Origin of the sequence: Nonomuraea sp. NPDC004580 (assembly GCF_040609855.1) — a bacterium.
Lineage (GTDB): Bacteria > Actinomycetota > Actinomycetes > Streptosporangiales > Streptosporangiaceae > Nonomuraea > Nonomuraea salmonea.
Map to the genome: position 1 here is coordinate 90,310 of NZ_JBEXLH010000013.1, position 21,720 is coordinate 112,029.

Below are 21,720 nucleotides of genomic sequence, written 5' to 3' on the forward strand. Positions count from 1 at the left end.
CCGCCTGCCCTATGAAAATAGCCGGTGCCACCGACAACTCAGCGCAGTTCGGGGACAGGCGGTCAGCGGCTGTTGAGGTAGGCGAGCACGGCGAGCACGCGCCGGTTGTCGTCGTCCGACGGCGCCAGGCCGAGCTTGGCGAAGATGGAGGCCGTGTGCTTGGCCACGGCGCTCTCGCTCAGATAGAGGCGCTGGGAGATCGCCGCGTTCGAGCGTCCCTCCGCCATGGCCTCCAGGACCTCGCGCTCGCGTGGCGTGAGGCCGCCGAGCGGCTCCCGCCTGGCGTTGCTGGCCAGCAGCTTCGCGATCACCTCCGGGTCCATGGCGGTGCCGCCTGCGGCGACCCTGCGTACGGCGTCGATGAACTGCTCGGCGTTGAAGACGCGGTCCTTCAGCAGGTAGCCGATGCCGCCCGAGCCGTCGGCCAGCAGCTCGCGGGCGTAGAGCTGCTCGACGTGCTGGGACAGCACGAGGATGGGCAGGCCGGGCACCTGGCGCCTGGCCGTGAGCGAGGCCTGCAGGCCCTCGTCGGTGAGGGTGGGCGGCAGCCGTACGTCGACGATGGAGACGTCGGGGCGCAGCTCCAGCAGGCCCTTGAGCAGCTCGGGCCCGCTCTCGACGGCGGCGACGACGGTGAAGCCGTGGGCCTGCAGCAGGTGGACGAGGCCGTCACGGAGCAGGTAGAGGTCTTCTGCGATGAGGACGCGGTTCATGGTTTCCAGGGCCTGACGAGCGTGAGCGGGGAGAAGTCTTGCATGAGACGCCCGTGGTCGTGGGTCGCCGGGATGCGGATGGCCATGACGTGCATGAAGACACCTACCGCGATCATGCCGATGATCGTCGGCCACTGCCAGGGCAGCGGCAGGTGCAGGGCGAGGAACCACGTCTTCTCCTCGACGTTGAAGATCTTGAAGACGGCCGCCACGATCCCCTGGGGGAAGGTGGGGCACCAGGCCGTGGCCCAGAGGGCCGTCACGACGACCATCTTCCAGCGCGGCATCTTGCGGGCCGCGGCCTCGGGCACCGGCAGCACGCGGGGCAGTTCCATGGTGACCGTGGTGGGGCCGCCCGGCGGGCTGTGCAGGGCGAGCACGCCGTCGAAGGCCGCGATCCGCCGCTCGATGCCGGACAGGCCGCTGCCCTTGGACGGGTCGGCGCCGCCCATGCCGTCGTCCATGACCGTGATGCGCAGGTCGGCTCCGTGGGCGCTGATGTCCACGCTGACCTTCTGGGCGTCGCCGTGCCTGGCGGCGTTGGTCAGCAGCTCGCTGATCGCGAAGTAGACCGCCGCCTCCACCGGCGCCTCCGCCCGTTTCGGCAGGTCGGCGTCCACGGTGACGTGCAGCGGGTGGTCCATGGCGAGGGCGCGTACGGCGTCGATCAGGCCGCGCTCGGCCAGCACCGGCGGGTGGATGCCGCGGATGACCCTGCGCAGCTCGGTGAGCGTCTCCGACGAGGCGTCCCTGGCCCTGGCCAGCAGCGCCTTGGCCGCGGCCGGGTCCTTGTCCACGAGCTCCTCGACCGCGCCCAGCGTCATGCCGATGGCGACGAGCCTGGCCTGCGTGCCGTCGTGCAGGTCGCGCTCGATCCTGCGCATCTCGGCCGCCTGGGAGTCGGCGGCCAGGTTGCGGGTGCGCGTGAGATGGCTGACCTGGCCGGCCAGGCGGCTGGCGGCGGTGGCGTCCAGCAGCAGCCGGCACCAGCGGGCGTAGATCGGCAGGCCGCGCCTCGGCACCAGCAGGAGCGCCGGGAGGAGCAGCAGCTTGACCAGCGGGTCGAGCAGCATCCAGCTCTGGTCGCGCCAGGTGCCCGGGTCGCCGAGCAGCCACTTGAACCGGTTGTTCCACTCGGGCACGCGGGGCGTCTTGTAGAGCGTACGGTCGGCGCGGTAGAAGCCGTCGGGCTGCGGCACGGGAGGCGGGGGCGCGGGCAGGTAGGGCGACTCGATGGTGACGCCGAGCCGCTCGGTGACCAGCCTGCGGTGCAGCTCGGCCATCCGCCGGACCATCATCACCTGCGTCGGATACAGGAACACCATGCCGAGCGCGAACGACAGCATCAGCAGGAGACCGCTGGCGACGATCATGGGCACCTGCAGGACACCGAGTGCCAGCAGCGTGACGACGTGACCGTACCTCTTGAGCATGACATCAGTCTGCGCCACCGGGAGGGGGCTGGTCACTGCACCTAAGTACACCCTTGCCGGGCATCCAGCGGCATTCCGCCTTCTTAGCCGGGTCCCTAGCGTCAACGTCATGAAAATCATCGAGGTCAGGAACCTGCGCAAGCAGTACCCCGATCACCTCGCGGTGGACGACGTGTCGTTCGAGGTGGCGGAGGGCGAGATCTTCGGCATCCTCGGGCCCAACGGGGCCGGCAAGACGACGACCGTCGAGTGCGTCGCCGGTCTGCGGCAGCGCGACGGCGGTACCGTACGCGTGGCCGGCCTCGACCCGGCGACCGACCGCGACGAGCTGCGCCGCGTGGTCGGCATGCAGCTCCAGAGCGCCGCGCTGCCGGAGAAGATCAAAGTACGTGAGGCGCTCGACCTGTACGCCTCCTTCTACCCCGACCCCGCCGACTGGCACGAGCTGATCGACCGGGTGGGACTCGGCGGCAAGCGCGAGACCACGTTCAGGAACCTGTCGGGCGGGCAGCGGCAGCGGCTCTCCGTGGCGCTGGCCCTGGTGGGCAGGCCGCGCGTGGCCGTGCTCGACGAGCTGACCACCGGGCTCGACCCGCAGGCCCGCAGGGACACCTGGGAGCTGGTCGAGCAGGTGCGCGCATCCGGCGTGACCATCGTGCTGGTCACCCACTTCATGGAGGAGGCCGAGCGGCTCTGCGACCGTCTCGCGCTCATCGACGCCGGCCGCGTCGTCGCCACCGACAGCCCCGAAGGGCTCATCGCCCAGGTGGGCGGCGACCAGCGGCTGCGCTTCCGCCCGTCCGCGCCGGTGGACGACGCCGTCCTGCTGGCGCTGCCCGAGGTGCGCGAGGTCACGAGGAGCGGCGAACAGGTCATCGTCAGCGGCTCGGGCAACCTCGCGCCCGCCGTCACCCTCGCCCTGGCCCACCACCAGATCGTCCCGGGAGACCTGCGCATCGAGCAGGCCACGCTGGACGACGCGTTCCTCGCGCTGACCGGAAGGAAGCTGTCATGAAGCTGCTCGTCACGGAGACCAGGCTGCACCTAAGGGAGTGGCCGCTGCTGTTCTTCACCATCGGGCTGCCACTCGCGCTGCTGGTCGTGCTGGGGCTCAGCATCCCGTTCTTCACCGAGGCGGGCGCGGGCGGTGAGCGGTACGTGGACGCGCAGTGGCCGAGCATGATGGTGCTGCTCGCGCTGCTGACGCTGGCCTGCAGCGTGCTGCCCGCGACGCTGACCACGTACCGGGAGCAGGGGGTGCTCAGGCGGATGTCCACCACCCCGGTCGGCCCGGGACAGATGCTGGGGGTGCAGCTGCTGATCAACCTGGGCATCGGCGCGGTCTCCACGGCGCTGCTGATCGTGGCGGGGACGGCGGTGTTCGGCTCGGCGCCGCCGCGGCAGCTCGCCTGGTTCGTGCTGGTGTTCCTGCTCGGCACCGCGGCGCTGCTCGCCATGGGGCTGGTCATCGCCTCCCTGGCGCCCAACGCCAAGGTCGCGCCCGGCATCGGGTCCGCGGTGATGTTCCCGCTGATGTTCCTCGCCGGGATGTGGGTGCCGCGCGACGTCATGCCGGACGTGCTGCGCACGATCAGCGACTACTCGGTGGCCGGGCCGTTCGCCGCGGCGCTCAGGGACACGTGGGCCGGGCACCCGCCGCAGGTCCTCCACCTGGTGGTGGTGACGGCAGGGCTGGTCGTCTTCGGCGGTCTCGCCGTACGGCTCTTCCGATGGGAGTGAGCCGCGCACCCGCCGTCGCGGGGGCGCGGCGGGAGGAGTCAGCGCCCGGTGGCCCACACCGGGCGCGCTCCTGTGACGTTGGTCAGCAGGGAGTACAGCGAGGTCGCGGACGCGATGAACAGCCGGTTGCGCTTGGGGCCGCCGAACACCAGGTTCGCGGTCGGCTCGGGCAGGCGCAGGCGGCCGAGCAGCGTGCCGTCGGGGTCGTAGCAGAGCAGGGCCTTGCCGGCCGCGGCCCACACCCGGCCCTTGTCGTCGAGGCGCAGGCCGTCGTACGCGTCCGCCTCGCCGCCCGTCGCGAACACCTTGCCGTTCGCCGGCGTGCCGTCGTCGCGGACCTCGAAGACGCGGATGTGCCTGGCCCGCGTGTCGGCCACGTAGAGGTGCCGCTCGTCCAGCGAGAACGCCAGGCCGTTGGGGCGGTCGAAGTCGTCGGCCACCCGCCGCACCTCGCCCGTCACCGGGTCGGCGCGATAGACGTGGCAGCCGTCGATCTCCTGCTCGGCGGCCACGCCCTCGTAGTCGCTGAGGATCCCGTACGGGGGGTCGGTGAACCAGACGGAGCCGTCGGAGCGCACGACGACGTCGTTGGGGCTGTTGAAGCGCCTGCCTTGCCAGCGGTCGGCGATGACGGTGATGGAGCCGTCGTGCTCGGTGCGGGTGACCCGGCGCGGGCCCTGCTCGCAGGAGATCAGCCGGCCCTCGCGGTCGAGGGTGTTGCCGTTGACGTAGCCGGACGGCAGGCGGAACGGGCCCACCGCGCCGGTCATCTCGTCCCAGCGGAGCATGCGCTCGTTCGGGATGTCGCTCCAGACCAGGAACCGGCCGGCCGGGAAGTAGACCGGCCCCTCGCCCCAGCGGGTGCCGGTGTACAGGATCTCGATCGTGGTGTCGCCGCCGATCGCGGCCATGCGCTCGTCGAGGACCTCGAACTCAGTGGGGATCGTGTCCGTCATGGCGACCACCCTACGATCCTGAAGTAATGTCGAGGTATGACGAAGGTCGCCTGGAACACCAAGGAGCTCACCGTCGGGCAGCTCGCCGAGCGCAGCGGCGTCGCCGTCTCCGCCCTGCACTTCTACGAGGCCAAGGGCCTGCTCACCAGCCGGCGTACGGCGGGTAACCAGCGCCGCTACCCCCGCGACAGCCTGCGCAGGGTCGCCTTCATCAGACTGGCGCAGCGCATCGGCATCCCGCTCAAGGTCATCAAGGACGCCCTCAGCGAACTCCCCGACGAACGCACCCCCACCCGCGAGGACTGGGCCCGGCTGTCGGCGGCCTGGCGCGGCGAGCTGGACGACCGGATCGAGCAGCTGCAGCGCCTGCGTGACGACCTCACCGACTGCATCGGGTGCGGCTGCCTGTCGCTCGACCGGTGCCCCGTCGCGAACCCGTACGACCGGCTGGGCGATGAGGGGCCCGGCGCGCGCCGCATGGACACCCGCCTGTGCCCGCCCCAGCAGCGCTGCGCGTCCTGACCCTCAGTTTCCGGGAGCGGGCGGGACGATGAGGGTCGGGCGGTGGGAGTGGTGCAGCACGTGGTTGGAGACGCTGCCGAGCAGCACCGACCGTACGCCGGCCAGCCCCCGCGAGCCGGTCACGATCAGCGAGGCGTCGATCTCGTCGGCCACGTCCACGATCGTCTTCCAGATCGACTCGTTGTCGGCCACGGCCCGGTAGGTGACCTCGGAAAGCCCCGACGCGACGGCCAGCTCAGCGCCCTCCTTGGCGTGCTGCTCCGCCTGGGCGTGCGCCTCGTCCTCGGTGCCGGGGTCGATGGCCCCCGCGGCCAGCGGATACTTCTTGAGCTGGACGAGCAGCGGCTCCCAGACCGTGACGATGAGCGCGGGCTCGGCCGTGAGGTGTTCGGCGGCGAACTCGATCGCGCCGCGCGCGTCGGCCGAGCCGTCGTAGGCGACGAGGATGGTCATGGCGTTTCCCTTCGCTTCAGTCCTCTCGTAGAGCACTGAGGCGATCACCCGCCATTCCGTGGCGACTTGTCTGTTGGGTCACAGCTCCGAAGTCCGTACGCGACGCCGTCCCTGGTGTCGTCGTAGAGCACGCGGGACAGGTCCCCGGACAGGATCTCTATGTCCGCGATGAACCCGTCGCCGCCGTGGTCGTCCGCGCGGTGGGTCTCCAGAACGTTTCCATCCGCGTCCACGATGTACGCGCCCGCGGTGTCGGTACGGGCCGCGCGCACCGGTCGATTCGCCCGTATCGACCACGGATGCGCACAGAACTCATCGGTGGGAGGCGTGCGCGCTGCCGAGCGGCCGGCTCAGTGCTGGGCCATGTCCACGAACCGGCTGTAGTGACCCTGGAAGGCGACCGTCACCGTGGCCGTGGGGCCGTTACGGTGCTTGGCCACGATCAGGTCCGCCTCACCCGCCCGAGGCGACTCCGGCTCGTACGCATCCTCCCGGTGCAAAAGGATGACCATGTCAGCATCTTGCTCGATACTTCCCGATTCACGTAGATCGCTCACTTGTGGGCGCTTGTCGGTGCGTTGTTCCGGACCTCGGTTGAGCTGGGAGATCGCGATGACCGGGACCTCCAGCTCCTTCGCCAGGAGCTTGATGGCTCGGGAGATCTCCGAGACCTCGTTCTGGCGGCTTTCGACCTTCTTCGGGGAGCTCATCAGCTGGAGGTAGTCGATGACCACGAAGCGCAGGTCGTTGCGCTGCTTGAGGCGGCGGCACTTGGCGCGGATCTCCATCATCGACATGTTGGGCGAGTCGTCGATGAACAACGGGGCCTCGGCCACCTCGCTCATGCGGCGGGCCAGGCGGGTCCAGTCGTCGTCGCCCATCATGCCGGAGCGCATGTGGTGGAGGGCCACGCGGGCCTCGGCGGACAGCAGACGCATGGTGATCTCGTTGCGGGACATCTCCAGGGAGAAGATGACCGTGGTCATGCCGTGCTTGATCGCCGCCGACCTGGCGAAGTCGAGGCCGAGCGTGGAGTTGTGGGTGGGGATCAGGGTGCGGCCGGCGAGGTAGAGGTGGTCGGCGTTGTCCACCTCCACGCAGCGCACCGGCACCGAGGGCACCGGGCGGACCTCCGTGATCGTGCGGTGGAGGGTGGCGGCGGCGGTGTCGATGCGGGCGTTGGCGTCGGTGCGGCGCTGGAAGACCTTGTCGGGCGGGGTGAACGTGACCGCCGTCTCGCAGATGGCCACCGTGTGGCCGAGGCTGTGGATCAGCTCGCGGACCTCCTCGGCCAGACCGGCGTCCGTGAGGTCGAGGTGCACCGTTCCTGCGGCGTCGATGGTGGCCGCCGTGTCGAGCAGGCCCGCCAGGAGGGCCCTGCGCTGGTCTTCGGACGCGCGCAGGTAGGCCGTGGGGATGCGCGCGCCGCCGTCCGGGAGCGCGGCGGCCAGGCGGGCGCCCAGCGTGTAGGGGGGCTCGGGGAGGTCCTGCTCGGGGAGGGTCAGAGGGCGGGGGTTGGCGATCGTGTGGCCTCGGGCGAGTTGTTCCGTCGTACGGACCCGCGCCTCTCCCCCGTCGTGGCTGGTGAGCCACTGGTGATGGGCGTCGGCCACGATCACCGTGCCGTCGGCGAACTCCACCTCGTAGCAGGGCCGCCCTCGCAGCACCTCGGTGGCCGCGACCACGCGCGTGGGCCGGCCGTCGGCGCCGATGAGCAGGTCGCCCTCCCGGACCTCGCCCATCGTCGTCCAGCCGGCGGGTGTGGGCAGCGGGGTGTCGAGCGCGAGCGCCTTGCCGATGGCGGGACGCGCGGCCACGACGATCATCTGGCCGGGGTGCAGGCCGTTGGTGAGCTGGTCGAGGTCGGCGAAGCCGGTGGGGACGCCGACCATCTGGCCGCCGCGGCTGCCGATGGCCTCGAGCTCGTCGAGCGCGCCGGGCATGATGTCGGCGAGCGGCGCGTAGTCTTCGGACGTGCGGCGCTCGGTGACCTGGTAGATCTCCGCCTGGGCGCGGTCGACCAGGTCGTCGACCTCTTCGTTCTGGCCGCCGTAGCCGAAGGAGACGATGCGGGTGCCGGCCTCGATGAGGCGGCGCAGGATGGCCTGCTCGCGGACGATCTTGGCGTAGTAGCCGGCGTTGGCGGCGGTGGGGACGACGGCGGTCAGCGTGTGGAGGTAGGCGGCGCCGCCCACGCGGGCCATCTCGCCGCGCTTTTGCAGCTCGTCGAAGACGGTGACGGCGTCGGCCGGCTCGCCCCTGCCGTAGAGGTCGGTGATGACGTCGTAGACCATCTGGTGGGCGGGGCGGTAGAAGTCGTCGGAGCGCAGGATCTCGACGACGTCGGCGATGGCGTCCTTCGACAGCAGCATGCCGCCGAGGACCGACTGCTCCGCCTCGATGTTGTGCGGAGGGGTGCGCTCGAACCCCGGACTGCCGACGGCCTCTTGGTCAATGCTCACCGCGCCCCCTCGTGCACCTAGCAGGTGGCCGCACCACCCCCACTTGTAGTCGACCGGTGTGACAGTTTCGCGGAGTCCTGGCCACTCGGCAACGTGGCCTGTGGACAACCCTGTGGTCAACCTGTGCACGAGGGCCCCGAGGGTGTGAACGGCCTGTGGACGGGGCTGGGGATAACTCCTTCCGATATCCCCCGAAGCTCGGCTGAGCAGGGCGAACGGTATCCACCGACTGTGGAGGAAAGAAAGTTGGCGTGACACGCCGTGTAATGTCCATAATGGACAAATGCCCATTACACCCAGAGACCGGGAGATTCTGCGGCTTGCTGTGCCCGCGTTCGGGGCGCTCGTGGCCGAGCCGCTGTTCCTGCTCGCCGACTACGCCATCGTCGGGCACGGGCTCGGCACCACGGCGGTCGGCGCTCTGGGCGTGGCGGGCACGGTCCTGACGACATTGGTGAACCTGTGCGTCTTCCTCGCGTACGGCACCACCGCGCAGGTCGCGCGGCGGACCGGCGCGGGCGAGCACGGGCGGGCCATGCGCAGCGGCGTGGACGGCATCTGGCTGGCCATCGGCCTCGGCGTGGCGCTGATCGCGGTGGGCTGGCCGCTGGCGCCGGAGGTCGTGGGCTGGTTCGGCGCGGGCGGCACGCAGGCCGGGCAGGCGGTGACGTACCTGCGGATCAGCCTGCTCGGCACGCCCGGGATGCTGGTCGTGCTGGCCGGCACCGGCGTGCTGCGCGGGCTGCAGGACACGGTGACGCCGCTGGCGGTGGCGGTCGGGTCGTTCGCCGCGAACGCCGCGCTGAACGCCTGGTTCGTGCTGGGGCTGGGCTGGGGCATCGCGGGGTCGGCGTGGGGCACGGTGATCGCGCAGACCCTGGGCGCCGCCGTCTACCTGGTCGTCGTCGCGCGCGGCGCGCGCCGGCACGGCACCCCGCTCACCCCCTCCCTGTACGGCGTCAGACAGGCCGGTACGGCGGGCATCGCCCTGTTCGTCCGCACCCTGTGCCTTCGCATCGTCCTGCTGGCCGCCACCGCGATCGCCACCAGGATGGGCGAGGCGGAGCTGGCCGCGTACGCGCTGGCCACGCAAGTCTGGACGCTGCTCGCCTTCGCGCTCGACGCCATCGCGATCGCCGGCCAGGCCATCACAGGACGCTCGCTCGGCGCCGGCGACGTGCCCGCCACCAGGGACGCCACCCGCCGCATGGTCACGTGGGGCCTGTGGTCGGGCGCGCTGCTCGGCCTGCTGGTGCTGGCGGCCAGGCCGCTGGTGCCCGGCCTGTTCGACGCCGAGCCCGCGGTGGCCGGGATGCTGCTCGACCTGCTGTGGCCGGTGGCGCTCTTCCAGCCGATCTGCGGGATCGTGTTCGTGCTCGACGGGGTGCTCATCGGCGCCGGCGACCAGCGCTACCTGGCGTGGGCCGGGGTGTGGACGACGCTCGCGTACCTGCCGGCCGCCCTGCTCGCGTCCGGGCTCGGCGTGGTCGCCCTGTGGTGTGCGCTCGGCGTGTGGATGGTGGCGCGCCTGGTCACCCTCGTGCGCCGCGCCGCCGGCACCGCTTGGCTGGTGACCGGCGCGTAACCGTATCGTGCTTGCCGTCGTCCAAGAGGTGGGACAGAGTGGGCGCGTTCCCTGAGCGGGGTGTGCTTTGTCCACGATTCTGCGAAGACTGCCGCCTTCGGAGGCCACCGGGCTGCGTACGGGCGCCCGGCACAGCCTGGCCGAGGTCTACCGGCCGGCCGATCTGGTGGTGCTCGGACTCGGCGTGATGATCGGCGCCGGCATCTTCAGCATCGCCGGCGAGCAGGCCGCCACGACGGCGGGCCCCGGTGTGATCCTGTCCTTCATGATCGCCGGCATCGCGTGCCTGCTGGCCTGCCTGTGCTACGCGGAGCTGGCGTCCACGATGCCGACCTCGGGCAGCGCCTACACCTTCACGTACGTCATCTTCGGCGAGGTCTGGGCATGGATCATCGGCTGGGCGCTGATCCTTGAGCTGCAGTTCGCCGCCGCGCTGGTGGCCAGGGCGTGGGGCGCGATCGCGGTCGGCGCGCTCGCCAACTTCGGGGTACGCGTGCCGAACGAGCGGCTGGCCCAGGACTTCCTCGTGCTCGTCATCCTCGTGCTGCTCACCGGCATCGTCTCGCTCGGCGCCAGAGTCGGGCTGCGGGCCCTGTGGATCATGGTGTCGGCCAAGCTCCTGGCCGTCGGCGCGGTCATCGTCGTCGGCCTGCCGCACATCGACGCGGCCAACTTCGGCGACTTTTTCGCCCCGCCGCAGACGCTGGACAGCCCGCCCGCGACCGTGCTGGAGACCCTCATCGGGGAGGGGCAGGCGTTCGGCTGGTTCGGGATCTTCGCGGCGGCCTCGGCGATCGCGTTCGCGTACATCGGGTTCGACATCGTCGCGACCTCGGCCGAGGAGACCGTGAACGCCCGCAAGGCCATCCCCAAAGGCATGATCCGCAGCCTGGTGATCGCCACCGTCATCTACATCGCGGTGGGCCTGGTCATGGTCGGCATGGTCCCGTACACGCGGATCTCCGAGCAGGCGCCGCTGGCCGGCGCTTTTCAGGCCGCCGACCTCGGGTGGATGGCCCACGTCATCGACGTCGGCGCGGTGCTCGGGCTCACCACCGTGATCCTGGTGCTGATCGTGGGGCAGACACGGGTGCTGTTCTCGATGGCGCGCGACGGGCTGATCCCGCGCGGGCTCGCCACGGTCAGCCGCCGCTACCACACGCCGACACGGGTGACGCTGGTGATCGGGGCCGTGGCGATCGTGCTGGCGGAGTTCGTCCCTGTGGTGCCGCTGCGGGAGCTGGTGGTGATCGGGACGTTGTTCGCCTTCGCGTTCGTGGCGGCCGGGGTGATCGTGATGCGGCGGCGCATGCCCGATCTGGAGCGGGGGTTCCAAGTGCCGCTCTCGCCGCTGCTGCCCGCGCTGTCGCTGGTCGCCACGTTCTGGTTGATGATCAATCTGCGGCTGCTCACCTGGGCGTGGTTCGTCCTGTGGATGGCCTTCGGCCTGCTCGTCTACCTCGTGTACGGCCGCCGCCACAGCCTCCTCGCCCGCCCGCGTACCGAACCGGCGCGGCCCGCCCACGGCGGCCGGCACCGCCGCTAGGGCAGCCACTCCCGCACGTGGTCGCGGACGAACGCGTCGAAGGAGCGGGGCGGCCGGCCGGTCAGGTCCAGCACCGCCGTGCTGACCGCGTCGTCGCGGCCGGCGCCGAGACCGGCGTCCACGGCGGCGAGGGCAGCGGCGAACTCCTCCGGCAGGCCGCCGGCCCGGTAACCGGCCGCCATCTCACCGGGCGTGACGTGCCGCACCCGGATCGGCCGGCCGGTACGAGCGGCGATGATCGCCGCCGCGTCCTGATAGCTCAGCGCCTTCGGCCCGGTCAGCAAGAAGTCGCCCTGCTCAGCAGGCAGGTGGCCGGCCCGGTCGCCCCGCTCGGCTCCGGAACCGGCCGGCAGGTGGCCGGCCCGGTCGCCCTGCTCGGCTCCGGAATCGGCCGGCAGGTGGTCGCCCTGGCCGGCGTCGGGATCGGACAGGAGGGCGCGGGCGGTGGCTGCGATGTCATGCGCGTCGATCCAGCCCAGCCGGCCGTCGCCGGCGGCGGTGCGGATCTCGCCGTGCCGCCGGATGTGCTCGCCCAGCGGGTGCGGGGGCAGGAAGTTCTGCATGAACCCGGACGCGCGCAGCACCACCCACCCTGGCCTGGCCCGTACGCGTGCGGCCAGCTCCAGCGCGCCCGGGGCGTCCGGCAGCTCGACGGCGGAGCCGAGGAGCACCACCCGGCGCACGCCGATCCGTTCCGCCTCGTCCAGGAACGGGCCGACCAGCGGCAGCGGGTCCACGGAGTTCACCGGCGGCACCAGGTAGACCCGGTCCATCCCGCGCAGCGCGGCCGGATGGGTCGCGGGGTCGCTCCAGTCGAAGCGGACCGCTCCCGGGTCGTCGGCGGGCGGGTTGCGGACGGCCACGCGAACCGGCACGCCGTCACCGCGCAGCAGCGCCGCGAGCGCGCTCCCGGTCTTCCCCGTGCCGCCGGTGACCAGCACGCCGCTCATCGGACGTCCCCGTCGGCCACCGGGTTCGGGTAGCGGGTGAGATCGAGCGGAAGTGCTTGGCACGGTCAGCCTCCAGGGAATCGGCGGGATGTGACCGCTCCAGCCTCGGCGGCCGGCCGTCGGCGGGGAACGGCCGGCTGAGCCCCGGACCACTGGTGCGGGGCTGAGCCGGGCGTCGCTGTGCCACCCTGGGAGGGTGAGCAGAAGGGAACTGGCCGACTTCATCCGCCGCCGGCGGGAGGCGCTGCGCCCCGAGCAGGTGCCGCGCTCGGCCGTCCACCCGCCTGGCCGCCGGGCCCGGCGCACCCCCGGCCTGCGCCGCGAGGAGGTCGCCGCCCTGGCCGGGGTGTCCACCAGCTACTACGAACGGCTGGAGCAGGCCCGCGCGCCGCGCCCTTCCCCGCAGGTGCTGGCCGCGCTGGGCACGGCGCTGCGGCTCACCGCCGCCGAGCGCGAGCACCTGGCGCGGCTGGCCGGGCAGGTGCCGCCTGACCAGGACGCCGTCCAGCGGCCGGTGCCCGAAGGGGCCCGCAGGCTGCTCGACGGGCTCGGGACGATCCCGGCCTACCTGGCGGACGAGCGGCAGGACATCGTGGCATGGAACGACGCGGCCGCCGAGCTGATCACCGACTTCGGGCTGCTGCCGCCCGATGAGCGCAACGCCGTGCGGCTGGCGATCCGGCTGAGCGGCACCCTCTGCTCGGCGCCGGCCGGTGCTGAGGGCGAGTTCGCCCGGCAGTCCGCCGCCTGGTTGCGCGCGGCCGGCGCCCGCCGCCCCGGCGAGCGCGTGCTCGCCGAGCTGGTCAACGAGTTCGCCGCGCACGACCCCGACTTCGCCGCGAGCTGGCGCAACCATGACGTCCAGCCCATCTCCACGCTGCGCAAGCGGCTGCGCCACCCCCGTCTGGGCGAGCTCGACCTCGACTGCCAGACCCTGCTCGTGCCCGGCACCGACCTGCACCTGGTGATGTACACCGCACAACCGGGCAGCCCGAGCGCCGCCGTCCTCGCCCGGCTCGGCGTCCGCGTGGCGTGACCGCCTCGACTCGCTAGGGCCGGCCGGAGTCCAGCACGCTGCGCAGGAACTCGCGCGTGCGGGGATGCGCGGGCTCGCTGAAGATCTTCTCCGGCGGGCCCTTCTCGACGAGCACGCCGCCGTCCAGGAAGCACACGGTGTCGGAGATGTCCCGGCAGAAGCTCATCTCGTGCGTGGTCAGGATCATCGTCATGCCCGACTCCTTGAGCTCCCTGATGATCCCCAGCACCTCCACCACGAGCTGCGGGTCGAGCGCCGAGGTCACCTCGTCGAGCAGCATCAGCCTGGGCTGCGTGGCCAGCGCCCTGATGATGGCCACGCGCTGCTGCTGGCCGCCGGAGAGCTGGTCGGGGTACGCCCGCACCTTGTCGGCCAGCCCGAACTTGGTGAGCAGGTCATGCGCCCGCTCCTCCGCCTGCGCCCTGGCCACGCCGTGCACCTGGCGGGGCGCGAGCGTGATGTTGTCCAGCACGGTCATGTGCGGGAACAGGTTGAACGCCTGGAAGACGATGCCGAGCCGCTTGCGCACCTGGTCGACGTTCACCCTGGGGTCGGTGATCTCGTCGCCGTCGAGGTAGATGGCGCCGTCGTCCACCGTCTCCAGCAGGTTGACGCAGCGCAGCAGCGTGGACTTGCCGGACCCGGACGCGCCGATGAGGCTCACCACCTCGTGCGGGGCCACGTCCAGGTCGATGCCGCGCAGCACGCTGTGGCCGCGGAAGTTCTTCCACACGCCCTCGATGGTCAGGACGCTCATGCGCCGCGCCTCCTGCGGGTGCGTGCGGCCAGGTGGTCGGTGAGCCTGGCCATCGGGATGGTGAGCAGGATGAACAGCAGCGCCGCCGCCAGGTAGGGGGTGTAGTTGAAGGTGTCGGCGGTGTGGATGTACGCCTGCCTGAGCGCCTCGAGCGGGCCGATCGTGGCCACCAGCGCCGTGTCCTTCTGCAGCGAGGCGAAGTCGTTCAGCAGCGGCGGTAGGACCCGGCGCACGGCCTGCGGCACGACCACGTACCTCATGGTCTTGACGTGGCTGAGGCCCAGCGACCGCGCCGCCGCGATCTGGCTGGGGTGCACGGACTCGATGCCCGCCCTGAACACCTCGGCGACGTACGCGCCGTACGAGAGCGTCAGCGCGATGATGCCCAGCGTCGCGAGGTCGGACGGGATGCCCTGCAGCCGCAGCGCGGGCAGCCCGAACCCGATGAGGTAGATGACCAGGATCGTCGGGACGCCTCTGAACAGGTCGGTGTAGAGCGTCGCGAGCGCCCTGATCGGGAAGAACGCCGGCGCGGTGATGCCCCTGGCCAGCGCCACCAGCAGCCCGACCACCAGGACGAGCACCTCGGCGATCAGGAAGATCTTGATGTTGAGAAGGAACCCGCTCAGCACGTCGGGCAGCGCGGCGACGAACTGCTCACCGTCGAAGAACGTCGCGCGCACCGCCGGCCAGCCCGGCGAGCTGGTGACGCCCCAGACGACGAGGACGAGGAAGACGACCGTCGAGGCCGTCGCGATCGAGGCCGAGCGGCGGCCCCGCGACCTGCGGACGCGTTCGCGCTCGATCTGCCGCTCTGACTTGACCCACTCGCTCATTTCAGCTCGGGCGCACCCGCCGCCGATCCCAGCCACTGCTCCTCGATCTTGGCCAGCTCGCCCTTGGACTTCAGCGCGTCGACGGCCTTGTCCACGCACGGCTTGATCGGGCTGCCCTTGCCCATGACCAGCCCGAACTCCTCAGGCGTGCCGCCGGTCGAGCTGAACTGGCCGACGATCGTGGAGTTCTCGACCTGCGCGGCCGTGACGTAGAACGCCGTCGGCAGGTCCACCACCGCCGCGTCGATCTGCTTGTTCTTCAGCGCGTTCACGACGTCGATCTGGTCGTTGTAGACGTGGGGGTCGGACGACGGCTCGATGACGTCCCTGACCGCGTTGAACGAGGTCGTCCCGGCCTGCACGCCGATCTTCGCGTCCTTCAGCTCGGCCAGGCTCTTCGCGCCCGCGAACTTGCCGCCCTCGGCCGCCACCACGGCCTGCTTGACCGTGTAGTAGCCGTTGCTGAAGTCGACCGCCTTGGCCCGCGCCGGGGTGATCGATACCTGGTTGATGTCGAAGTCGAACTTCTTGTCACCCGGCGCGAAGGCGACGTCGAACTTCACCGTCGTCCACTGCACCTCGCTGCGGTCGAAGCCCAGCTCCCCCGCCACCGCGAACGCGACCGCGCTCTCGAAGCCCTGCCCGTTGCTCGGGTCGTCGTCCTTGAACCACGGCTCGTAGGCGGGCTTGTCGGTGCCGATGGTGAGCTTGCCCGGCGTGATCAGCTTGAGCTGGTCCTTCGTGCACGCGGTGGAGGTGGTGGGAGCGGCCGCGGTGCTCGCCGAATCGTCGACCGGTGCGCAGGCGACGCTCGCCGCCGCCAGGGCTCCGATGGCGAGCAGCATCGAGGGACGGGCCATGGCCTCTGCCTCCAGGGGGACGTGCGAAAGAACGAGGCGATTCTACGCGGATGATGTCGGAAATATGCCGCCAGGGTGCCCCAACCTGGACATACAGCAGGCCCCCTCGATGAGGGGGCCTGCTGCTGCTGAGGTCAGCCTGCGACGACCTCGACGTCGACCGAGGCGGAGACCTCCGGGTGGAGCTTGACGGTCACCCGGTGGGAGCCGACGCTCTTGATCGGGTTGACGATCTCGATGCGCCGCCGGTCGAGGACCGGCCCGCCGGCGGCCTTGACGGCCTCGGCGATGTCGCCCGTGGTGATCGAGCCGAACAGCCGGCCCGACTCGCCCGCGCGGGTGGTCAGCCGCACGCGCAGGGCGCCCAGCTGACCCGCGACCTCCTTGGCGGTGCCGAGGTCACGGATCTCGCGGGCGTCGCGCGCCTTGCGGATGGTCTCGATCTGCTTCTCGGCGCCGCGCGTCCAGCGCATGGCGTAGCCGCGCGGGATGAGGTAGTTACGGCCGTAGCCGTCCTTGACCTCGACGACGTCGCCGGGGGTGCCGAGGCCGGAGACCTCGTTGGTGAGGATGAGCTTCATGTCGACGAACCTCCCTTAGCGCGCCGTGCTCGTGTAAGGCAGCAGGGCCACCTCACGGGCATTCTTGATCGCCGTCGCCACGTCGCGCTGGTGCTGGGTGCAGTTGCCCGTCACCCGGCGCGCACGGATCTTGCCGCGGTCGGAGATGAACTTCCGCAGCAGGGCCGTGTCCTTGTAGTCGACGTAGGAGATCTTGTCGTGGCAGAACAGGCAAACCTTCTTCTTCGGCTTGCGCAGTGCCGGCTTTGCCATCGTGGTGCTCCTTTCAGAGCCCCGCCGTCAGAGCGGGAATGGACTCGGGCTTGTGGACAGGATTTAGAAAGGCGGTTCGTCGCTGAAGTCGTTGCCGCCGCCGCCGAAGCCGCCGCCGCCCTGCTGGCCGCCGCCGAAGCCGCCGCCGCCACCGCCGCCGCCCTGGAAGCCGCCGCCCTGAGGCGGGGCGGGCGTCGCGGAGGCCCACGGGTCGTCGGCGGGACCGCCGCCGAAGCCGCCGCCGCCACCCTGACGGGAGGTGCGGTTGACCTTGGCGGTCGCGTTACGCAGGGACGGGCCGACCTCGTCGACCTCGACCTCGTAGACCGTGCGCTTCTCGCCTTCCTTGGTCTCGTAAGACCGTTGCTTGAGCCGCCCCTGCACGATGACCCGCATGCCGCGCTGGAGGCTCTCGGCGGCGTTCTCCGCCGCCTGCCGCCAGACGTTGCAGGTCAGGAAGAGGCTTTCGCCGTCTTTCCACTCGTTGGTCTGTCGATCCATGTACCGCGGAGTGGACGCGATGCGGAATCGAGCCACCGCTTGCCCCGTCGGGGTGAAGCGCAGCTCCGGGTCGTCGACCAGGTTGCCGACGATGGTGATTACGGTGTCGCCTGCTGCCATGGCTAGCGCTCGCCTTCCTGCACGCCTTCGCTTGGGTTACGGCTCAGAGTACGGGGCTTCCCCGACAAAAGCCGGAGGTTAGTGCACGTCCGGACGCAGGACCTTGGTGCGCAGAATGCCCTCGTTGAGGTTCATCTGGCGGTCGAGCTCCTTGACCGTCGCGGGCTCCGCGGACAGGTCGATGACGGCGTAGATGCCCTCGGACTTCTTGTCGATGTCGTAGGCGAGCCGGCGACGGCCCCAGACGTCGACCTTCTCGACCGTGCCGCCGTCGTTGCGGACGACGGTGAGGAACTGGTCGAGGGACGGAGCGACGGTGCGCTCATCGAGCGAAGGGTCCAGGATGACCATTACTTCGTAACGACGCATGCGGACTCCAACCTCCTCTGGACTCTTGCGGTCACGACACTCTGCCGTGACAGGAGGACGCTGACGCTTGAACCCGGGCGGGCCCCTTTCGGCACCCCGGGGCGATGGATCACCCATCACAGCGCAGCGTGCCCCAGGTTACCAGCCACAGGTAGGTGGGAAGGCCTTTAGGAAACCAAGGGGGTGGTGGCTGTGCCACATGTGCTTCAACCCTCCGAGAGGGAGCGGTTCAGGTTCACGCTCAACACCGACGGACGCTCGCACCGGGTCGAGAACGCCCTGGCGGTCATCACGCTCGCCTGCGGTGTGGTGGCGTTCGTCGCGACCTTCTGGACCTCGGCGCACATGATCGCGTCGTGGGCCGGCACGCTCGGCTTCGGCGTGGGTCTCTATTCGCAGTACATCTCGGTGACCACGCCGCAGCGCTCGCTCAACGTGGTCGGTCTGGTCGGGTCGTTCGTGGGGGCCGCGCTCGGCATCGCGCACGGCGGTTTCCTCCCGCACCCATGATCCCCCGCGCAATCCCCCCGCGCATGAGTGACGGCCCCGGCGCATGGTCCGGGGCCGTTGTATATGTGGATCACCCGATGTGCAGGTCGATGCCGAGCAGGACCAGGAACCACAGGAACACCGCGAGCAGCGCCTCCGCGAGATCCCTGAGCAGTCCCGGCGTGATGTAGTCGTAGACCCAGGCGACGTAGATGCCGACGACGACGTAGACAACAACGATCAGCGCCCGTAAGCGCCAGCGGCTCATGGCGGTTTCTCCTCGGGTAGGGGGCGCCTCCCGACTGCCCTGGAGGCCGCCGGGCAAACCCGGCCGTACCCTGCTCGGGCGGCGGATAGCCTTACCTGCATGGTGCGAATCGGAGCTCATGTCGACCAGGACGACCCCGCCGCCAGGGGCGCCGAGGTGGGGGCCGAGGTGGTGCAGTTCTTCCTCGGTGACCCGCAGGGCTACGCCAAGCCGGTGCTGCCGGACAAGCCGGTCGAGGGCGTCGACGTCTACATCCACGCCCCCTACCTGATCAACGTGGCGACCACCAACAACCGCATCAGGATCCCCAGCCGCAAGCTGCTGGAGCAGCACCTCAAGGCGGCGGCGGGGCTCGGCGCCAAGGGCCTGGTCGTGCACGGCGGCCACGTCAACAAGAGCGACGACCCGCAGGTCGGCTTCGACAACTGGCGCAAGGTGTTCGAGCGCATGGAGTGCCCGATCCCCGTGCTGATCGAGAACACCGCGGGCGGCGGCAACGCGATGGCCCGCAGGCTCGACCGCATCGCGCGGCTGTGGGACGCGCTCGACGGGTTCGACGTGGGCTTCTGCCTCGACACCTGCCACGCCCACGCGGGCGGCGAGGAGCTGATCGACGTGGTCGAGCGGGTCAAGGCCATCACCGGCCGCATCGACCTCGTCCACTGCAACGACTCGCGCGACGCGTTCGACTCGGGCGCCGACCGGCACGCGAACCTGGGCCAGGGGAAGATCGACCCCGAGCTGATCCTCGCGGTGTGCCGGGCGGCGGGCGCGCCGATCGTGGTGGAGACGCCGGGCGCGGGCCAGGCGGACGACATCGCGTTCCTGAGGAAGAACCTCTAGCGTTTACACACAGGCTGTGGATAACTTCCCTGGATTACCAAGAGAAGAAAGCGGGTAGAAAGATCAGCCCGCCCAGGCGCCGCTGAGGAACCGGGCCGTGTTGGCCAGCATCAACGGGCCCGAGATCAGCAGATAGAGCACGAAAAGCCACGGCCGCCTGGTCGCCACCCGCGCCACCAGCACCCACAGCGGAAACCACAGCAGCAGCGAGCGCGGGATCGACAGGTAATAGGCCGACGTCATCAGCGCCGCCGCCTGCAGGCCCGTGTAGACGGCCTCGCTCCACCGGCGCAGCACCAGCAGCCAGACGAGCGCGGCCACGACCACCACGGCGCCGGCGATCTCCATCCTGAACGCCACCGCGAAGTCGTCGGAGCCCATCGCCGAGCGCCAGGTCGTCCGCCACGCCTCCCACGGCCACGCGAAGTCGCGCCCCCACCCGGCCTCCTGCGCGTGCTTCCACGCCAGCCAGTCACCGGTCCTGCGGAAGTGGTAGAACGCGTACGCCACCAGCGGCACGAACGGCACCACCAGCCACCCGGCCCGCCGCACCGGCTCCCTGCGTGCGGCGAACTCCACGAGCAGCGCCGCGGCCAGGAACAACCCGGTGATCCGCACGCACGACGCGCCCGCGGCCAGCACCACCGCGAGCGGCCAGCGCCCTTTCCTGGCGGCCAGCCACGCCGGGATCGCGAAGGCGAGGAAGAGCGACTCGCTGTAGCCCGCGGCCAGGAACACCGCCATGGGGAAGGCCAGCAGCCCCAGCACCGCCGCCCACCCGTGGGCGCCCTCGGTCTCCGCCAGCCGGGCCAGCGCCACCATGGCGACCGCTCCGGAGACCAGCGAGACCAGCAGCCCGGCCGCCGCCCAGTCGGGGACGACCAGGTGCACCAGGCGCAGCGCCAGAGGGAGCCCGGGGAAGAACGCCGGCAGGCCGTCGTCGGCGGGCCGGCCGGGCTCGCCGTCGTAGCCGTACTCGGCGATCGTGACGAACAGCGTGGTGTCCCACTTGCTCCACCGGTGCGGGTAGCCGGCCAGCGTGGCGCCGAGCAGGGTGGCGACCAGCAACCCGGCGCGCGAGCCGAACCAGAGCAGCAGCGCGTCCCGGGTGGCCGAGCGGGTGATCATCTGTTCAGTGACGCCAGCGTGAACCGGTCAGGGGCGCCGTCGAACACGCCGCCCGTCTGGTCGTCGACGCCGGCCGCGCGGACGACGTCCTTCTCGGGCCGCAGGATGTCGCGCACCACGAACGCCATCATGATGCCGATCGTGATGATCCGTCCCCAGACGGCGGTGAAGTAGGTGTCGTCGCCGATGCCCAGGTCGTCGCGCTCCAGGGGCGGCTGCGAGAGCAGGTAGAGCCAGATCGCGACGAAGTACCACACCTCGGCGAGCTGCCACAGCGCGAGCGGCTTCCAGTTGGGCCTGGCCAGCACCGCGAACGGCACCAGCCACAGCACGAACTGCGGCGACCACACCTTGTTCGTCATCATGAACGCGGCCAGCGCGAGGAAGCAGATCTGCGCCAGCCGGGGCCGCTGCGGCGCGCCCAGCGTCAGCACCGCGATGCCGAGGCACATGATCGCCAGCGACACGATGCCGAGCGTGCTCACGTCGGTCTCGCCGAGTATCGGCCAGCCCTTGTTCTGGAAGAACAGCCACGGCGAGCCCCAGTCGACGCCGCGCTCCTGGGAGAAGACGTAGAAGCGGCGCCAGCCGTCCCACGCGAAGACCATGAACGGCGCGTTGACGAGGATCCACGCCGCCACCGCGGCGCCCATCGTCTCGAGGAACGGCCGCCACCGCCCGGTGCGCCAGGTCAGCAGGAACAGCGCGCCGACGAACATCAGCGGATAGAACTTGGTCGCGATCGCGAGACCGAGCAGCACGCCCGCGGCCACCTGCCGCTCGCGCTTCCAGGCCAGCAGCATGCCCATGGACAGCGCGCCGGCGACGAGGTCCCAGTTGATGTACGCGGCCAGCACGACGGCCGGCGAGATCGCGTACCAGAGGGGGTCCCAGCGCCTGGCGGGGCCGGCCACCCCGGCCATCAGCAACACCCCGGCCACCAGGCAGAGGCCGAGCAGGATCACCGTCAGGTCGTAGAAGCGCACCGCCTGCGCGACCCTGTCGGGGCTGAGCGCGCGGGCGATCCAGGCGAACACCTGCATGACCTCGCCCAGCACCACCGGGTACTCGACCTGCTTGTCGAACGGCACCGCCGCGAAGTAGGGGTTCTGGGTGTCGAGGGCGCGGTCGAAGTAGAGGGGGTAGATGTCGGTGTAGCAGAAGTTCGTGTACGTGGTGACCTGGTCGTTCCACCCGCCGGTACGGCACGGCAGGCGCACCACGTACGCGAGGCTCGCCCCCAGGGCCGCGATGAGCCCCAGGGGCAGATACGGCACGGCACGCGCCGCCCAGGGGGCGCGTGCCTCGGTGCTCGTCACT

General features: G+C 70.7%; 25 protein-coding genes. 8 read left to right on the forward strand and 17 right to left on the reverse strand.

The features are described from left to right. Nucleotides 1–62 precede the first annotated feature (62 nt). A complete protein-coding gene (locus ABZW11_RS16500) occupies nucleotides 63–713 on the reverse strand; it encodes a response regulator transcription factor (RefSeq protein ID WP_355417498.1) in 651 nt (216 codons plus the stop codon). Further along, nucleotides 710–2,146 carry a histidine kinase gene (locus tag ABZW11_RS16505; protein ID WP_355417501.1) on the reverse strand — a complete coding sequence of 479 codons (1,437 nt, stop codon included), beginning with the start codon at nucleotides 2,144–2,146 and terminating at the stop codon, nucleotides 710–712. Before ABZW11_RS16505 ends, ABZW11_RS16500 begins: the two co-directional genes overlap by 4 nt. A gap of 109 nt (nucleotides 2,147–2,255) precedes the next feature. Here ABZW11_RS16505 and ABZW11_RS16510 point away from each other — a divergent pair, with 109 nt between their 5' ends. After that, complete coding sequence (locus ABZW11_RS16510; RefSeq protein ID WP_355417504.1) at nucleotides 2,256–3,161, forward strand: ABC transporter ATP-binding protein; 906 nt, start codon at nucleotides 2,256–2,258, stop codon at nucleotides 3,159–3,161. After that, nucleotides 3,158–3,886 (forward strand): ABC transporter permease, encoded by a 729-nt coding sequence (locus ABZW11_RS16515; RefSeq protein ID WP_355417507.1) that lies wholly within the window; start codon nucleotides 3,158–3,160, stop codon nucleotides 3,884–3,886. The genes ABZW11_RS16510 and ABZW11_RS16515 overlap by 4 nt, the downstream gene beginning before the upstream one ends. Before the next feature lie 38 nt (nucleotides 3,887–3,924). On the opposite strand, the gene ABZW11_RS16520 is transcribed toward ABZW11_RS16515, so the two are convergent. Next, nucleotides 3,925–4,842 carry an SMP-30/gluconolactonase/LRE family protein gene (locus ABZW11_RS16520; protein WP_355417510.1) on the reverse strand — a complete coding sequence of 306 codons (918 nt, stop codon included), beginning with the start codon at nucleotides 4,840–4,842 and terminating at the stop codon, nucleotides 3,925–3,927. Between the two features lie 36 nt (nucleotides 4,843–4,878). On the opposite strand from ABZW11_RS16520, the gene soxR reads away from it, so the two are divergent. Next, complete coding sequence (soxR, locus tag ABZW11_RS16525) at nucleotides 4,879–5,364, forward strand: redox-sensitive transcriptional activator SoxR (protein WP_355417513.1); 486 nt, start codon at nucleotides 4,879–4,881, stop codon at nucleotides 5,362–5,364. 3 nt (nucleotides 5,365–5,367) lie between these two features. On the opposite strand, the gene ABZW11_RS16530 is transcribed toward soxR, so the two are convergent. The 3 genes from ABZW11_RS16530 to dnaB form a co-directional block, all read right to left on the reverse strand. Beyond that, nucleotides 5,368–5,817, reverse strand: a complete 450-nt coding sequence (locus ABZW11_RS16530; RefSeq protein ID WP_355417516.1) for a universal stress protein — start codon at nucleotides 5,815–5,817, stop codon at nucleotides 5,368–5,370. A gap of 44 nt (nucleotides 5,818–5,861) precedes the next feature. After that, entirely contained in the window at nucleotides 5,862–6,089 is a 228-nt protein-coding gene (locus ABZW11_RS16535; protein ID WP_355417519.1) for a hypothetical protein, read from the reverse strand. Nucleotides 6,090–6,167: 78 nt separating this feature from the next. Next, nucleotides 6,168–8,279 carry a replicative DNA helicase gene (dnaB, locus tag ABZW11_RS16540; RefSeq protein WP_355417522.1) on the reverse strand — a complete coding sequence of 704 codons (2,112 nt, stop codon included), beginning with the start codon at nucleotides 8,277–8,279 and terminating at the stop codon, nucleotides 6,168–6,170. A 283-nt stretch (nucleotides 8,280–8,562) separates the two neighbouring features. On the opposite strand from dnaB, the gene ABZW11_RS16545 reads away from it, so the two are divergent. Together ABZW11_RS16545 and ABZW11_RS16550 are read left to right on the forward strand one after the other, a co-directional pair. Further along, nucleotides 8,563–9,864 (forward strand): MATE family efflux transporter, encoded by a 1,302-nt coding sequence (locus ABZW11_RS16545; protein WP_355417525.1) that lies wholly within the window; start codon nucleotides 8,563–8,565, stop codon nucleotides 9,862–9,864. Nucleotides 9,865–9,931: 67 nt separating this feature from the next. Beyond that, nucleotides 9,932–11,410, forward strand: a complete 1,479-nt coding sequence (locus ABZW11_RS16550; protein ID WP_355417528.1) for an amino acid permease — start codon at nucleotides 9,932–9,934, stop codon at nucleotides 11,408–11,410. Here ABZW11_RS16550 and ABZW11_RS16555 read toward each other — a convergent pair. After that, nucleotides 11,407–12,360: an NAD(P)H-binding protein gene (locus tag ABZW11_RS16555; RefSeq protein ID WP_355417531.1), complete on the reverse strand. Its 954-nt coding sequence runs from the start codon at nucleotides 12,358–12,360 to the stop codon at nucleotides 11,407–11,409. The genes ABZW11_RS16550 and ABZW11_RS16555 overlap by 4 nt on opposite strands. Before the next feature lie 196 nt (nucleotides 12,361–12,556). Here ABZW11_RS16555 and ABZW11_RS16560 point away from each other — a divergent pair, with 196 nt between their 5' ends. After that, entirely contained in the window at nucleotides 12,557–13,396 is an 840-nt protein-coding gene (locus ABZW11_RS16560; protein WP_355417534.1) for a helix-turn-helix transcriptional regulator, read from the forward strand. A gap of 13 nt (nucleotides 13,397–13,409) precedes the next feature. Here the strand turns inward: ABZW11_RS16560 and ABZW11_RS16565 are convergent, their stop codons facing one another. The 7 genes from ABZW11_RS16565 to rpsF form a co-directional block, all read right to left on the reverse strand. Next, nucleotides 13,410–14,153, reverse strand: a complete 744-nt coding sequence (locus ABZW11_RS16565) for an amino acid ABC transporter ATP-binding protein (protein ID WP_355417537.1) — start codon at nucleotides 14,151–14,153, stop codon at nucleotides 13,410–13,412. Then, nucleotides 14,150–14,989 carry an amino acid ABC transporter permease gene (locus ABZW11_RS16570; RefSeq protein WP_355417540.1) on the reverse strand — a complete coding sequence of 280 codons (840 nt, stop codon included), beginning with the start codon at nucleotides 14,987–14,989 and terminating at the stop codon, nucleotides 14,150–14,152. Before ABZW11_RS16570 ends, ABZW11_RS16565 begins: the two co-directional genes overlap by 4 nt. Further along, on the reverse strand, nucleotides 14,986–15,849 hold the full coding sequence (locus ABZW11_RS16575; protein ID WP_355417543.1) for an ABC transporter substrate-binding protein: 864 nt from the start codon (nucleotides 15,847–15,849) through the stop codon (nucleotides 14,986–14,988). Before ABZW11_RS16575 ends, ABZW11_RS16570 begins: the two co-directional genes overlap by 4 nt. 134 nt (nucleotides 15,850–15,983) lie before the next feature. Beyond that, complete coding sequence (gene rplI, locus ABZW11_RS16580) at nucleotides 15,984–16,430, reverse strand: 50S ribosomal protein L9 (RefSeq protein ID WP_355417546.1); 447 nt, start codon at nucleotides 16,428–16,430, stop codon at nucleotides 15,984–15,986. A gap of 15 nt (nucleotides 16,431–16,445) precedes the next feature. Next, entirely contained in the window at nucleotides 16,446–16,682 is a 237-nt protein-coding gene (gene rpsR, locus ABZW11_RS16585) for a 30S ribosomal protein S18 (RefSeq protein ID WP_020543048.1), read from the reverse strand. Between the two features lie 63 nt (nucleotides 16,683–16,745). Beyond that, on the reverse strand, nucleotides 16,746–17,303 hold the full coding sequence (locus tag ABZW11_RS16590) for a single-stranded DNA-binding protein (protein ID WP_355417549.1): 558 nt from the start codon (nucleotides 17,301–17,303) through the stop codon (nucleotides 16,746–16,748). 78 nt (nucleotides 17,304–17,381) lie between these two features. After that, nucleotides 17,382–17,672 (reverse strand): 30S ribosomal protein S6, encoded by a 291-nt coding sequence (gene rpsF, locus ABZW11_RS16595; protein WP_026214314.1) that lies wholly within the window; start codon nucleotides 17,670–17,672, stop codon nucleotides 17,382–17,384. Between the two features lie 192 nt (nucleotides 17,673–17,864). Between rpsF and ABZW11_RS16600 the strand changes: the two genes are divergently transcribed. Continuing rightward, on the forward strand, nucleotides 17,865–18,182 hold the full coding sequence (locus ABZW11_RS16600; protein WP_355417553.1) for a hypothetical protein: 318 nt from the start codon (nucleotides 17,865–17,867) through the stop codon (nucleotides 18,180–18,182). A 70-nt stretch (nucleotides 18,183–18,252) separates the two neighbouring features. On the opposite strand, the gene ABZW11_RS16605 is transcribed toward ABZW11_RS16600, so the two are convergent. Next, nucleotides 18,253–18,429, reverse strand: coding sequence for a hypothetical protein (locus ABZW11_RS16605; RefSeq protein WP_355417556.1), 177 nt, complete (start codon nucleotides 18,427–18,429; stop codon nucleotides 18,253–18,255). A gap of 99 nt (nucleotides 18,430–18,528) precedes the next feature. Here ABZW11_RS16605 and ABZW11_RS16610 point away from each other — a divergent pair, with 99 nt between their 5' ends. After that, nucleotides 18,529–19,272: a deoxyribonuclease IV gene (locus ABZW11_RS16610; RefSeq protein WP_355417559.1), complete on the forward strand. Its 744-nt coding sequence runs from the start codon at nucleotides 18,529–18,531 to the stop codon at nucleotides 19,270–19,272. A 63-nt stretch (nucleotides 19,273–19,335) separates the two neighbouring features. Here ABZW11_RS16610 and ABZW11_RS16615 read toward each other — a convergent pair whose 3' ends face one another. Both ABZW11_RS16615 and ABZW11_RS16620 read right to left on the reverse strand, forming a co-directional pair. Next, the gene (locus tag ABZW11_RS16615; protein WP_355417562.1) at nucleotides 19,336–20,400 is read right to left on the reverse strand and encodes a mannosyltransferase family protein; all 1,065 of its coding nucleotides are present in this window, start codon (nucleotides 20,398–20,400) and stop codon (nucleotides 19,336–19,338) included. Further along, nucleotides 20,397–21,719 (reverse strand): glycosyltransferase 87 family protein, encoded by a 1,323-nt coding sequence (locus tag ABZW11_RS16620; protein WP_355417565.1) that lies wholly within the window; start codon nucleotides 21,717–21,719, stop codon nucleotides 20,397–20,399. Before ABZW11_RS16620 ends, ABZW11_RS16615 begins: the two co-directional genes overlap by 4 nt. Between the last annotated feature and the right edge of the window lies 1 nt (nucleotide 21,720).